This is a genomic window from Pseudomonas sp. B20(2017) (assembly GCF_002113125.1).
Taxonomy (GTDB): domain Bacteria; phylum Pseudomonadota; class Gammaproteobacteria; order Pseudomonadales; family Pseudomonadaceae; genus Aquipseudomonas.
The window spans coordinates 139,982-153,366 of the sequence record NZ_NEJP01000014.1; the positions used below are offsets into that span (position 1 = coordinate 139,982).

The window sequence follows — 13,385 nt, forward strand, 5'->3', positions numbered from 1 at the left end:
TTATGGGTGCGCCTGTCGCTGTGGTCTCCGAACCACTGATTCGTGTACGTGAACTGAGCAAGACCTTTGGCTCGAACCGGGCGCTGGACCGGGTCAGCCTGGATATTTTTCCCGCCGAAGTGGTGGCGCTGCTTGGCGCCAACGGTGCGGGCAAATCAACATTGGTGAAAATCCTCGCCGGCAGCCAGACCCACGAGGGCGGCGAGATCTGGATCGATGGCCAGCCCCGGCATTTCAGTTCGCCGCTGTCGGCGCGCCGGTTTGGCATCGTCGCGGTTCATCAGCAGATCAACGAGGGCATCGCGCCCGGCTTGAGCGTGGCGGAAAACCTGCTGCTCGATGAACTGTGCCGCCCGGACGGCAATTTCTGGCTCAACCGCAAACGCCTGCTGGAGCGCGCCGCGAGCATCGCCGCCGGGCTCGGTCTGGTGCTGCCGCTGGAGCAACCGATCGAGCACCTCGGCCAGGCCGAGCGGCAACTGGTGGTGCTGGCCCGCGCCTTCGCCCTGCAACCGCGACTGCTGATTCTCGACGAGCCGACAGCAGCTCTGTCGGATGCCGAAGCGCAGCGCCTGTTCGGGCTGATCGACACCTTGCGCAGTCGTGGCGTGGCGATTCTGTACATCTCTCATCGACTGTCCGATCTGCAACGGGTGGCCGACCGCGCCGTGGTGTTGCGTGACGGGCAAATGGCCGGTGAGTTCAGTGCCGGGCAATTGCCCGAGGCGTTGGAGGCGATGCTTGGTCAGGCGCTGGAAGCTCACGTCTACACACCGCGAGCGGCGGGGCGCGAAGTGCTGAAACTGCGCAACGTGAAAGTCCTGCCGCGCACCCGTGCCTTTGATTTGTCCTTGCACGAAAACGAAGTGGTGGTGCTGACCGGATTGCTCGGCGCCGGCAAAAGCGAAATCGCCGAAGTGCTGTTCGGGCTGCGCAAACCGTTGTCCGGCTCTCTGCAACTGGATGGCATCGAGTGGCAACCGGGCTCGCCACGCCAGGTAATCCAGAATGGCGTGTTCTTCGCCGCCGAAGATCGCGCGAGCCAATCGCTGGTGCCGGATTTTTCATTGCGACGCACCCTGACCTTGCCGTTTCTCGAACGCTTCACCCGGGGCGGTTTCATCCGCAACCGTGCCGAAGCGGCGGCGGTCGAGGCGCAAGTCTCGGCGCTGGGAATCAAGACCAGCGGCATCGATGTGCCGATGAGCGCGTTGTCCGGCGGCAATCAGCAAAAAGTCGTGCTCGGTCGCTGGCTGCTCGGCGAGGGCCGGGTGTTGATCCTCGACGAGCCTTTTCAGGGGGTCGATGTGCGTGCCCGGCGCGAGATCGGCCAGTTGCTGCGCGACAGCGCCGCGGGCCGCGCCACGTTGGTGATCTGCTCGGACGTCGATGAAGCGCTGGAGATCGCCGACCGGATTCTGCTGGTGCGTGATCACGCGGTGGTGGCCGTGTACCCGCGTGCCGGGCTGGATCGCGCCACCCTGGTCGCGGCGCTGGCCGGCAGCGATCCGCAAAATTCTGTTGTTCAAGCCGCGCCAAGGAGTAGAGCGAGTGCCTGATTCGAGTTCCCTGTTGTCATCCGCCCCGGCGCCGTCCGAGCGCTTCGTGCATGCGCTGATCCGCTACGGCCTGCTGTGGGTGCTGGCATTGATCGTGGTGTTTTTCAGTGTGGCGGAACCGGCGTTCCTGCGGGTCGGCAATCTGTTCAGCATTCTGCAGTCGGTGTCGATTGTCGCGCTGCTGGCGTTGGGCGTGACGCTGACCATGGCCGTGGGCGGGCTGGATTTGTCGATCGGCGCGGTGGCGGCCATGAGCCTGATGATCGCCAGTTACGTGATGGTGGTGCTCAGTTGGGGCGCAGTGCCGGCAGTGCTGATCAGTCTCGCGGGTGGCGCGCTGGTCGGGCTGCTAAACGGCTGGCTGATCGTGAAGATGCGCGTGCCGGACATTCTCGCCACGCTCGGCAGCATGTTCCTGGTGATCGGCGTGCAACTGATTCCCACGGGCGGTCGTTCGATTGCGGTGGGCATGACCCTGCCCAACGGCGATGAAGCCGAGGGTTCGTTCAGTGCGGTGTTTCTGGCGTTGGGCCGCGGACGGCTGTGGGACGTCGTGCCGGTTCCGGTGCTGATCACGGCGGTGGTCGCGGTGGCGGTGTGGCTGTTTCTCGAACGCACGCGCATCGGCCGGTTGTTCTATGCGATTGGCGGCAACGAGCAGGCGGCGCGTCTGGCCGGTGCGCCGGTGCAGCGCTTCAAGTTGCTGGCTTATGTGCTGTCGGCGCTGTTGGCCTCGCTCGGCGGATTGTTGCTGGCAGCGCGGTTGGGGCGCGGGGATGTGAGCTCTGGCAATGGCTTGGTGCTCGATGCGCTGGGCGCTGCGCTGATCGGTTTTGCGGTGCTTGGAGCGAAAAAGCCCAATGCGTTCGGCACGCTGGTCGGTGCGCTGCTGGTGGCTTCGTTGCTCAACGGCCTGACCATGCTCAACGCGCCGTATTACGCGCAGGATTTCGTCAAGGGACTGGTGTTGGTGCTGGCCCTGATGTTCACCTTCGGCCTCGCGCATCGGGCGCGCTGAGCCTTTTGTCCAAGGAAAGCGGTATGCACGGTTCAATCAAGCAGTTCGCACGTCATTGCCTCGCCGGGGCGTTGCTTTCGGCGCTGGCCCTCAATGCGCAGGCCAAGGCCTTGCCCGGCGCACCGGCGCCGTTCGATAAAGGTCAGGTACAGATCGCGCTGGTGGGCTATCTGTTTTCCGGGGATTTCCCCGAAGCCTACCTGCGTGGCGTCGAGAAACAGACCGAAGCGCTGGGCGCCAACCTGCGGGTGTTCGACGCGCGGCAACAGGCGGCGAGCCAGGGCGAGATGATTGACCAGGCCGCCGATCTCGGTGTCGACGGCATCATCGTGCAATTGGGGCTGGCGGAAACCCTCAAAGGGCCGATTGAGCGGGCGCTGGCCAAAGGCATCAAGGTTGTGGCGTTCGACGTTGATCTGAACACGCCGCAAGTGACTCAGGTCGAGCAGGATCACCACGCGCTGGCGCGTCTGGCACTCGATCAAGCGGTCAAGGACAACGGCACCCGCTTCGATGCCGGGTATGTCTACATCGGCGGCTTCACGCCGATGGAGCGTCGCGACGAGATCTGGAGCCAGGTCAAGGCCAGCAATCCGGGGATTGTCGAGAAGGCGCGCTTCGGCACGCTCAATCCGCCGATTGCCAACTCGGTGGCCGATCAGGCCAGCGCCGTACTGCGGGCCAATCCGGGGATCAGCGTGATCTTCGCGCCGTTCGACGAGTTTGCCAAAGGCGCGAAGATCGCGGTGGACGAGGCCGGTCTGAGCCGCAAGGTGAAGATCTACAGCGCCGACATTTCCACCGCCGACATCCAGATCATGAAAGAGCCGGACAGCGCCTGGGCCGCCACCGCTGCGGTCAATCCGCAAGTGGCCGGCGCGATCAGCGTGCGCAGTCTGGCAATGCTGATTGCCGGGGAAAATCCGGGGCACAAGGTGCTGGTGCCGCCGACTCTGATCACCCGTCAGCAACTACTGGATCTGGACGTGAAAAACGTACGGGACCTGGGGCAGAAACTGCCGGCCTTCGGTGACACCGCCAATGTCGCACGGGCACCGTGGATTCCCGTGGCGAACTGAAATTCAAAGACTGTGGGAGCGAGCTTGCTCGCGAAGGGGCCGTCCAATCCAGCATCTTCGCTGGCTGTCCCACCGCTTTCGTCGGATCGCCGCCCGGAGCAAGCTCGCTCCCACAGAGTCATTGTTCAATTTGAGGGGTAACGATGCACGACAAGGCTGCGCGCCTGCGCAAGAGTCGTTCGCCGAAAGCCGATGTGGCGTTGGGCGAACGGCTGCCGCCGGGGCAGATGCTGACGGAGCGTTTCCCGATCCTGCACGAAGGCGAGGTGCCGGCGTATGACCTGGCGACGTGGTCGCTGCGCCTGTTCGGCACTTTGGCCAGCCCGGTCGAGCTGACCTACGCCGACCTGCAAGCGCTGCCGCAACGCTCGTTGCAATGCGACATTCATTGCGTGACACGCTGGTCGAAGTTCGACACCCGCTGGAGCGGCGTGCACCTGCAAGACCTGTTGCAGGCCCTGGACATCCGGCCGACGTCGTCTTTCGTCATGGCCCACGCCGATCACGATTACCAGACCAACCTGCATCTCGATGACCTGCTGCATCCGGACAGCCTGCTGGCCACCCATTACGACGGTCAGCCGCTGACCGCGCAACATGGCTGGCCGCTGCGTCTGGTGGTGGCGGGGCGGTATTTCTGGAAGAGCGCGAAATGGCTGCGCGGGCTCGAATTCACCGATCAGGAACAAGCGGGCTTTTGGGAGCGCAACGGCTTTCACTTGCACGCCGATCCGTTCATTGAGCAGCGTTTCAGCGGCGATGTGCTGGACATTGCCGAAGATGCCTGGCGGGAAAAGGACTTCGACTGACGGCATCTAACTTCGCACCGAAAAAACACAGATTAATAACGCTCTCTACAACAACGTGGCGTGCGTTTTTGTGCGTGATTAGTTGTGGGTTAGTTGGGTGTTCATGTTTTTGCGCAAACACAAGTGTTGCTCAGGCAACACTCCGTTAGTCGGGCATAACCTAAGCGTTATTGGTTCTTTTGCGGCAGAGGATCGCTCGTCTAGCATCGGTAATCAGGGGGTTCTACTAACTTTGGGGTTCTTGCGCTCTAACAGTCGATAGTTGTTCAAAACACTTCGCTGCCTTTCTGAATATCAAAACTACAGCAGAAATTGCCGTGCACTGATTGCCGACACTTCATGATTCGGCAGCGGCCGGTTATTAACTGCGATTCAAGGAGCTGTCGCATGATTCACCGTTCGCGTTCATTACTCGCCATCGCTGTTGTCAGTGCCATCTGGCAACTTCCTGCGCAAGCCGAAGAGACTTCCGCGCACGCCGACGATGACACACGGCTGGGCACCGTGCTGGTCACCGGCACCCGGGGCACCGCTCGCACGGTGCTGGATTCGCCGGTGCCGGTGGATGTGTTGACCGCCGAGGACCTGAAGACCGCCGGCGCCAGTGGCGGCGAGCTGGGCCAGGCGTTGCAGACGCTGTTGCCGTCGTTCAGTTTTCCGCGCCAGTCCAACTCCGGCGGCGCCGACCACGTGCGCGCCGCGCAGCTGCGCGGCATGAGTCCGGATCAGGTGCTGGTGCTGGTCAACGGCAAGCGTCGGCACACCTCGGCGGTGGTCAACGACTCGTCGAAAATCGGGCGCGGCACGGCGCCGGTGGATTTCAACTCGATCCCGATCAGCGCGATCAAACGCATCGAAGTGCTGCGTGACGGTGCTGGCGCGCAGTATGGCTCCGACGCGATTGCCGGGGTGATTAACATCATCCTCGACGACGCCCCCGAAGGCGGCGAAGTGTCCACCAGCTACGGCGCCTATCACACCCACCAGGACGCCATCGGCAAAACCACCACCGACGGCCAGAACAGCGTGACCACCGCCAAGATCGGTACGCGGCTGGGCGAGGAGGGCGGCTTCATTCGCGGCGGCACCGAGTACAAGGATCGCAACCCGACCAACCGCGCCGGCTACGACGGTTTCGCCGACACCCCGGGCCAGCGCAACTACGTAATGGGCGACGGTGTGGCGCGGGACGTCAACGCCTGGTTCAACGGCGAATTGCCGCTGGCCGGCGGCAAGGCCTACAGCTTCGGCACCTACAATGAGCGCCACACCACCGGCGCCGAGTTCTATCGTTACCCGTCCGAGCAGCCGCAGTTCTACCCCAACGGCTACCTGCCGCAATCGCTGGGCGACAACACCGACATCTCCGCCACCGCCGGCTACAAAGGCCTGATTGGCGACGACTGGGATTTCGACAGCAGCGTCACCCATGGTCGCAACCGTTTTGAATCGGCGACCCGTCGCACCCTCAACGTCAGCCTCGGCGCAGACTCGCCGACCCGCTTCGATACTGGCGATTATGAGTTGCGCCAGACCACCACCAACCTGGATTTCAGCCGCGAATTGCGCCTCGGCGGGCGCTCGTTCGTGCTGGCGGTGGGCGGTGAATATCGCTACGAAAACTACCTGACCTTTGCCGGGGATGAAGCCTCCTACATCGGCTCCGGGGCCGATGGCGCAAACGGCCTGCGCCCGAGTGAAGAGTCGGATCTGGATCGCAACGTGTTCGGCACCTACGCCGAATTGTCCGGTGATCTCACCGACCGCTTCTTCGTCGACGCCGCCACGCGCTGGGAACATTACGACGACGCCGGCAGCAAACTCACCGGCAAGCTCAGCGGTCGCTACAAGTTGACCGATCAATGGGCGTTGCGCGGTGCGGTGTCGAACAACTTCCGCGCGCCGTCGCTGGCCCAGAGCGGCTTTCAGAACACCACCAGTAACTTCGGCGACGGCGGCACGCTCACTGACATCCGCGTGCTGTCGGTCAACGATCCGATTGCCCGTGCCCTGGGTGCAGAAAAACTCGATCCGGAAACCTCGAAGAACTTCAGCCTCGGCCTGACGTTCCAGTTGAACGATCGCTTCGATGCGTCGTTCGACGTGTTCCGCATCGACGTCAAAGACCGCATCACCCTGTCGCAGCGAATCGGCAGCGACGCGCTGGAAAGCTACATCAATGACAACTTCGGTGTTGCGGGCGTCCATGACGTCAACTTCTTCACCAACGCCGCTGATACCAGCACCGACGGCGCGGAACTGGTGCTCAACTACCATCAGCCGTTCTACGAAGGGCAACTGGGGCTGACCACCGCGTACACCTACAACCACACCAAGGTCACCAGCACCAAGGGCACGCCGTCGCAGCTGACCGCCTTAGGCATCGGCAATGACGCGCTGGTCGGCGTCGAGGAACGCAACACCCTGACCGACGCCGCGCCCAAGGATCGCTTCGTGTTTTCCGCCAACTGGACCAGCGAACATTGGGGCCTGCTCGGGCGTCTGACCCGCCAGGGCGAAACCACTCGGGTGTTCGATTTCGGCGACTCGCAGCCGGAGCAAACCTACGGCGCGGTGTGGCAACTGGACGCCGAGGTGACCTACAAATTCACCCCGAAATTCAGCATCGCCCTGGGCGGCAACAACCTGACCGACAACTACCCGGAGCGCTCCGGCTCGGCCATCAACTACGGCGGCAACCTGCCGTACGACGTGCTGTCGCCGATCGGCACCAACGGCGCTTATTACTACGCCACCGCCACTTACGGCTTCTGAGTTTTGCCGCCATGGATGGCGGATCCTCTTCGGGACGAACCATGAGCAAAACCAACGGCCCCCAACGCCATCTGCCGGTGTTTCAGGCGTTGCTGATCACGCTGGGCATGGTCATCACCACCGACATTCTCAAAACCGCGCCGACCGTTGCCTTGAACGTCGGGCCGGAACATTTCTATTGGGTCTGGGTGCTCGGCGGACTGGCGTCGATGGCCGGGGCCCTGTGCTTTGCCGAGATGGCCACCGCGTTCCCGCATCCGGGCGGTGACTATCATTTTTTACGCACCGCTTATGGCGAGCGCATGGGCTTCCTGTTTGCCTGGTCGCGGTTCTCGGTGATGCACACCGGGTGGATTGCGTTGTCGGCGTTCATGTTTGCCGACTACTTCAACGCGGTCGTGCCGTTGGGGCATTACGGGTCGGGGGTGTTTGCCGGTGCGATCATTGCTGCGTTGGTGCTGCTGAATCTGACGGGCAAGCACATTGGTTTCATTACTCAGACTGTGCTGGTCGGGTTGCTTGCTGTCGGGTTCCTGAGCATTGCCAGCGCCGGAGTCCGGCTGGCGTGGCAAGGGATCGAACCAGCGCTGTCCAGCGATCCGGTCGTGCCCGAACACACCGGCGCGGCAGGGTTCTCTGCGGCGATGATCTTCGTGTTTCTGGCCTTCGGCGGCTGGAGCGATGCAGCGACATTGTCCGCCGAAGTGCGCGATGGTCGACGCGGTATTTTCATCGCCATGCTCGGTGCGCTGACAGTGCTGATGGCGATCTATCTGGCGCTGAACTGGGCGTTCGTTCAAGGGCTGGGATTTGAAGGCCTGGCCGCGAGCAACGCGCCGGCGGTGGAACTGTTGAACCGCGCCTTCGGAGCTCCCGGCGTGCTGCTGATCCTGTTGATGGTCGGCATTGCGGCCATCGCCACCATCAACTCGACGTTGCTGGTCGGCGCTCGCACCACCTACGCCGCCGCCCGCGATGTTCCGCAATTGCGCCGCTTCGGTGAATGGGACGAGCGCGACGGCGTACCGCGCAAGGCGCTGCTGGCGGAGGGCGCGGTGGCGTTGTTGTTGGTGTTGTTTGGCAGTTTTACCCAGAGCGGTTTCAACACCATGGTCGAGTACCTGACGCCGGTGTACTGGTTGTTTCTGAGCTTGAGCAGCCTCGCGCTGATCATTCTGCGGCGGCGTTTCCCCGAGGTGCCCCGGCCGGTCAGGGTGCCGCTTTATCCGGTTTTGCCGCTGCTGTTTTTCGGGTTGTGCGTGTACATGCTGTATTCCAGCGTGACGGTGGTGGGGTTGGGGGCATTTTTGGGGATCGGGGTGTTGGTGGTTGGCGCGTTGTTGTTGGCCGGCTTGAGCCGCCTGGTGTCGACACCTCGGCAGGCTCTGCAACGGAGCGTAGATTAGAAGGACACCACCGCCGGCTGAGACAAACGAAGCACCGACAGATCCCCCGTAATCCGCTTGTACGCCAAACGAATCGCCTCAATGTCACTTTCACGTTTCGCGCTGCTTTCGTGCAGGATCACAATCACCTTGGTCGCCAGTCGCTCGGGCACTTTCGCGTCATGGTCTTTCCACTGCCCATACGCATCGAACACGCTGAACCCGTCCGGGAACCGCGTCGTTACTTCCTGATCGAGAAACTCGCGCCAGCGCGCCGGGCTCACCACACCTTCCTCGCCTTCCAGCGGCCCTACCGAGAAATACAACTCGGTGCGCACCCACTGCGCCTGCGCCGGCCGCGTGGCATCGCCTTGCAGGGTCGAACTGACGGGATCTTTGGTATGCACGGAAACCGGAGGAGGGCTGGCACACCCGGCGACCGCCAGGAACAGTGCTGCCAGTAGAAAACGTTGCGGCATGGAACTTCCTTATTGTTAAGAACTGTCCCGAATTATAGAGGGGACGGTTAATAGCAATAAAAGATTAAAAAGTGGATTAGTACTGAATTAATGGAATAAGCAGGCAGGATAAAAATAATGTGCGCTGGTTAGAACGATTATTTCTTTAAGTTATTTGCTTGGTGTTGGATCGCATATCCATGACATTTAAAAACCTGCTACCGCATTTGCCGGATCTGTCATTGCGTCCACTCTGCTGCTGCAACGGTTCAAGTCGCACGGAACGCGGCACTTGAAGCGTTTGAACAGCAGTTTTTGCTGCTCGATGGACAGCTTGTTGCGGATTTTCCAATCCTTAGAATCCGCTCCATCAACTTCTCATCCAGTTCTTAATCCTCAGGGAGCTACACCATGATGAACGCCATGCAGATGCAAATGCCGATGAACGCTAACATGCCGATGATGCCGATGACGGGCATGCCGATGATGATGGCGACCATGAGCTGCGACATGATGGACGACGGCATGATGTGCAAGATGATGCCAGCCGCTGGCATGGACATGGCCATGTTCAAGAACAGCGCTGAAATGATGCAGATGATGATGGACTGCGGCATGCCGATGATGATGCATTGCGGCAACATGAGCATGATGTGCATGTCCCCGGCGGCCATGGCCATGCCGATGATGAACATGATGATGCCAATGCCGATGATGGGCATGCCGATGCCATCGATGAAGTGCGTGATGGAATGCACCATGATGGCCGACTGCATGATGTGCAAAATCATGCCGATGCCGGGCATGAACATGGACATGATGAAGAACTGCTGCGCCCTGATGATGAAAATGATGAACGACTGCAGCATGCCGATGATGATGAGCTGCAACGGCATGCCGATGATGTGCTGCACCTGCTGATTTCCGCCAGCGCATGAAAAAGCCCGACCGGGAAATTCCCGGTCGGGCTTTTTGTTGTCTGTTTGTCAGTCCAGGCGTTCGGGGTAGGTCACCACCAGATACGCCACCGCTTCACTGTCGGCAGGGTTGCGATACCGGTGGGGCTGGTCGGCGTAGAACAGGATCGAGTCGCCCGTCGACAGCAGATAGCGCTCGTCGTTGACGCTGACCTCCAGCACGCCTTGGGCCACCACCAGGTTTTCCTGCACGCCTGGGCCATGCCCTTCGGAGTGATCCTCGCCCAGCGGGCTCAGGCGCAGTTCATAGAATTCCGACTGGCGCGCCACATCAAACGGAAACAACGCGCGGCTGACAAAGGCACCGCTGGCGCTGACCAGTCGCTTGCTCTGGCTCGCCGACAACACGGCAACGCCTTCAAACGCGCGATGTTCGAGAAACGCCGCTACCGACACCTTCAAACCCTTGGCGATTTTGCACAGCACCTTGATCGACGGCACGCTGCGCCCGGACTCGATCTGCGCCAGCATTGCCCGGCTCACGCCGCACTGGCGGGCGAGGGCATCGAGCGACAGATGCCGCTTGCCGCGCAGGCGTTGCAGGTTCTGCGCGACGCGTTCACAGATCGGGTCTTCTTCCAGGGAGTCGAGGTTGTTCAGGTCCAGCACAGGTTCATCGGCGCTCGCCAGAAAGCGTGAGGGTTCACGGGCGTTCACGCTTGACGCGTCTCGCCGGAACGAGCGGCTTGCACCCACTGGTAAGCCTGATAGCCGGCATTGCGCGCATACATTTCCCACATCACCCGCGCTCGTTCCTGGGCTTGGCGGCGTTTGCGGTAGGCGGCGAAGTCGATCAGGTTGTCAGTCGGTTTCATGGCGCACTTCACTGTGTTCAATGGCGGGATGAGGTGAGAGTACGCCGAGATTTTTATAACTATAAATACTGATTTTTTATTTATTAATGCTTTCTGGTTATTTATGTTTTGGACGCTTCTTTCCTGCCTCATCCAGCAAAGTGCCAAGGAACGTGCCCTAAATGTACTGAGCCAATGTGGTACGAGTGTCGAACCTCGGCTTGGCTTGAAGCGTTCTGCTCAGCTACTTGCTCCAGATCAACCTGTAAGTGATATCGCCCTTACCCCAGACATTCAAGGGATCACGTTCGTCCGTTCTGACGCAGGGTTCGGCATGGCCGTCCAGAGTGCATGTCGTGACCTGAAGCAATGCCCCCTTACTCTTGAGTACCTTGATACTGGATTCCAGAGTTGACAGTTCCTGGCGTCTGGCTTCGATTTCCAATCGTGACGGAATCAGAAAATACAGCGCAACTGAAATGACGCCGAAAGTCAGCAGTAGGCAGAGTGCGGCATATCCGAACATTTTCACCCCGACACGCTTTGCCGCTTCTAGATAACGTTTTTCGGCAGCCAATGCAGCTGCATCGGCTTTTTCGAAGTTTTCAGCGAGCAACTGTCCGGCTTTTTCAGCCGAACCAACGGCGACGGCGTTTAGAGACTGATGGATTTTTGTGTTGAAACCCTCCAGCGTCAGCTTGAGCTCGGCATCTAGCGTAGCCAAGGCATCAGTGGCTGTACTGACTGTTTTTCTATCATCTATGGTCGATTCAAGGATTCCTCGAACGACATCCAGTTGCTTTTGGATTTGTGCAGAAACATTACCGTCCATAAGTCATGCCCTTTGACTGCTTCATTTTCATGTCCATTTGCAATTCGTGAGCAAGTTGCTGCCTGGAGTGCTCGTGCTCTTGGGAAAGCCAAAGTTCGTGGGTAAGACTCAGGTCCATCAGATCCCGCATGGGTAGATAGCGCAGGGTACCGTTCTGGTCGGCGACCAGCAGCAAACCACCCGAGCCGATTCTGCCGCTCCCTTGGGTCATGCGCAGCCAATGCAGATACTCTGCGACTTGCTCGTTTGTGTAGAGGTTCTTCGGATTTACAACTTCATCGGCAAGCTCCTGAATAAAGCTCGACATCGATTGTGTGTAGTCGTCTGAGTCGAACGCTTCCAGATAGGGAACAATCCGGCTATTCAGTGATTCTTCGGTAGCACCGGCTTCGAGATACCAATGCACTTCGCGTGAAATTCTGGCGAGGTCCGCAGATGCCACGGCTTTGGACAAAAGGCTGTGCTTTGCCAGTTCCTTGGTCATGTCGGCGCCTTCTCGTTTGAACTCGATCAAACGGACGACCCCTTTAAACCCCACCATGAGATCGCCCAGCAACTTGTCGGCAGGGGTTTGCTGAAGCATGTTGATTGCGCAGCCTATTGAGCCTGAAGGGTTTTTCGCATTGAGCGCCCAACCCAGGCCAAACAGGAAATTACCGATGATGATATTTTCGTAAATCTTCATTGGGTGGCTCATTGCTATCAAGGAGCCGGATCATATCTGGAGAGTAGCCGAGGTGTCATTGGAGGTTTTCAAATCAGCGAAAGCTGCGCGGCGACTAAGATCGGGGCGAGAAGGCATTCAACAGAATATCCCGCACATACACCCGGCTCGGGCTCTGCAATGCGCTCTTGGGCCACACTAGATACAGCACGTTGACTGGTGCTTCACCGGGCACGGTCGGGGAAATCAGGCGGCCATCGGCAATCGCATCGGCGCACTGATAATCCGGCAGAACCGTCCAGCCGTGGCCACCGATGGCGAGGTCCTTGATGATCCGCAGGTCCGGAATGGTCAGCGACGCTTGTAGTTGCGGGGCGATCTGAAACATCGACGACCACAGCGGGCGCACCAGGGCGAGGTCTTCGTCGAAGGCAATCAGCGGGACCTGGGTCAGTTGCTCCTGAGTCGGGAGTTTGTCCAAGCGATCAAGCAGGCTTGGCGCGTAGACCAGCAGCATGCGTTCTGTCAGTAGATGGGCGAAACCATGGGTCTGCTCGTCGGGCAGGGAAGCGGTGATCGCGAAATCGATCTGCTTTGATCCGAGCATCTCGTAGATGCGCTTTTTCGTGCCGGTGTGAAAACGCAGCAAGAATCCTTCATCCATCAGCGGTGCGAGGCGGGCGGCGACTTGCGAGTGGATGAAGTCCGAAGGACCGACCAGATGAATCGTACCGCCCTTGAGCAGGCCAGGGCGCAGCGAAGCGATCTTGCTTTCCAGACCGTCCAGGTAAGGCGCGACCGAGCGGGCCAGCTCATCGGCAGCCTCCGTCGGTTCAACGCCTCGCGGCAGTCGATGGAACAGCGGTTTGCCCACCAGCGCTTCCACAGCCTGGACATGCATCGAAGCCGCCGGCTGGGTGATGCCCAGATGCTCGGCAGCCTTGGAAAACGACCTGGCGCGGTAGGCTTCGAGGAAGGTTCGCAGGTGAGTGAGGTGGCTCATGGGGTGGCGACGTCCGGGGGCTGAATCTGGTT

The 13,385-nt window shown here is 60.2% G+C and carries 13 protein-coding genes; 7 read left to right on the forward strand and 6 right to left on the reverse strand.

What is annotated here, in order from left to right; genetic code table 11:
* Positions 1-2: 2 nt before the first annotated feature.
* The 6 genes from CAF63_RS20685 to CAF63_RS20710 all read left to right on the forward strand — a co-directional run bounded on the left by CAF63_RS20685 (position 3) and on the right by CAF63_RS20710 (position 8,646).
* Positions 3-1,559, forward strand: coding sequence for a sugar ABC transporter ATP-binding protein (locus CAF63_RS20685; RefSeq protein WP_085688299.1), 1,557 nt, complete (start codon positions 3-5; stop codon positions 1,557-1,559).
* Positions 1,552-2,577 (forward strand): ABC transporter permease, encoded by a 1,026-nt coding sequence (locus CAF63_RS20690; RefSeq protein ID WP_085688301.1) that lies wholly within the window; start codon positions 1,552-1,554, stop codon positions 2,575-2,577. Before CAF63_RS20685 ends, CAF63_RS20690 begins: the two co-directional genes overlap by 8 nt.
* 23 nt (positions 2,578-2,600) lie before the next feature.
* A complete protein-coding gene (locus tag CAF63_RS20695) occupies positions 2,601-3,656 on the forward strand; it encodes a substrate-binding domain-containing protein (RefSeq protein ID WP_085688303.1) in 1,056 nt (351 codons plus the stop codon).
* Between the two features lie 143 nt (positions 3,657-3,799).
* Positions 3,800-4,465, forward strand: coding sequence for a sulfite oxidase-like oxidoreductase (locus CAF63_RS20700; RefSeq protein ID WP_085688305.1), 666 nt, complete (start codon positions 3,800-3,802; stop codon positions 4,463-4,465).
* Between the two features lie 387 nt (positions 4,466-4,852).
* The gene (locus CAF63_RS20705; protein ID WP_085688307.1) at positions 4,853-7,240 is read left to right on the forward strand and encodes a TonB-dependent siderophore receptor; all 2,388 of its coding nucleotides are present in this window, start codon (positions 4,853-4,855) and stop codon (positions 7,238-7,240) included.
* Between the two features lie 41 nt (positions 7,241-7,281).
* Positions 7,282-8,646 carry an APC family permease gene (locus CAF63_RS20710; RefSeq protein ID WP_085688309.1) on the forward strand — a complete coding sequence of 455 codons (1,365 nt, stop codon included), beginning with the start codon at positions 7,282-7,284 and terminating at the stop codon, positions 8,644-8,646.
* Here CAF63_RS20710 and CAF63_RS20715 read toward each other — a convergent pair.
* Positions 8,643-9,104, reverse strand: coding sequence for a DUF3574 domain-containing protein (locus CAF63_RS20715; protein ID WP_085688311.1), 462 nt, complete (start codon positions 9,102-9,104; stop codon positions 8,643-8,645). The two genes, CAF63_RS20710 and CAF63_RS20715, sit on opposite strands and share 4 nt — an antisense overlap.
* Positions 9,105-9,494: 390 nt before the next feature.
* Between CAF63_RS20715 and CAF63_RS29055 the strand changes: the two genes are divergently transcribed.
* Positions 9,495-10,004, forward strand: coding sequence for a hypothetical protein (locus tag CAF63_RS29055; protein WP_007955499.1), 510 nt, complete (start codon positions 9,495-9,497; stop codon positions 10,002-10,004).
* Positions 10,005-10,069: 65 nt separating this feature from the next.
* Here the strand turns inward: CAF63_RS29055 and CAF63_RS20725 are convergent, their stop codons facing one another.
* The 5 genes from CAF63_RS20725 to CAF63_RS20740 form a co-directional block, all read right to left on the reverse strand.
* A complete protein-coding gene (locus CAF63_RS20725; protein WP_178081312.1) occupies positions 10,070-10,660 on the reverse strand; it encodes a helix-turn-helix domain-containing protein in 591 nt (196 codons plus the stop codon).
* 53 nt (positions 10,661-10,713) lie between these two features.
* On the reverse strand, positions 10,714-10,875 hold the full coding sequence (locus tag CAF63_RS28865; RefSeq protein WP_178081311.1) for a hypothetical protein: 162 nt from the start codon (positions 10,873-10,875) through the stop codon (positions 10,714-10,716).
* 223 nt (positions 10,876-11,098) lie between these two features.
* Entirely contained in the window at positions 11,099-11,686 is a 588-nt protein-coding gene (locus CAF63_RS20730) for a hypothetical protein (RefSeq protein ID WP_085688315.1), read from the reverse strand.
* Complete coding sequence (locus CAF63_RS20735; RefSeq protein WP_085688317.1) at positions 11,676-12,371, reverse strand: hypothetical protein; 696 nt, start codon at positions 12,369-12,371, stop codon at positions 11,676-11,678. The genes CAF63_RS20730 and CAF63_RS20735 overlap by 11 nt, the downstream gene beginning before the upstream one ends.
* Positions 12,372-12,465: 94 nt before the next feature.
* Positions 12,466-13,353, reverse strand: a complete 888-nt coding sequence (locus CAF63_RS20740; protein ID WP_085688320.1) for a LysR family transcriptional regulator — start codon at positions 13,351-13,353, stop codon at positions 12,466-12,468.
* Positions 13,354-13,385 lie beyond the last annotated feature (32 nt).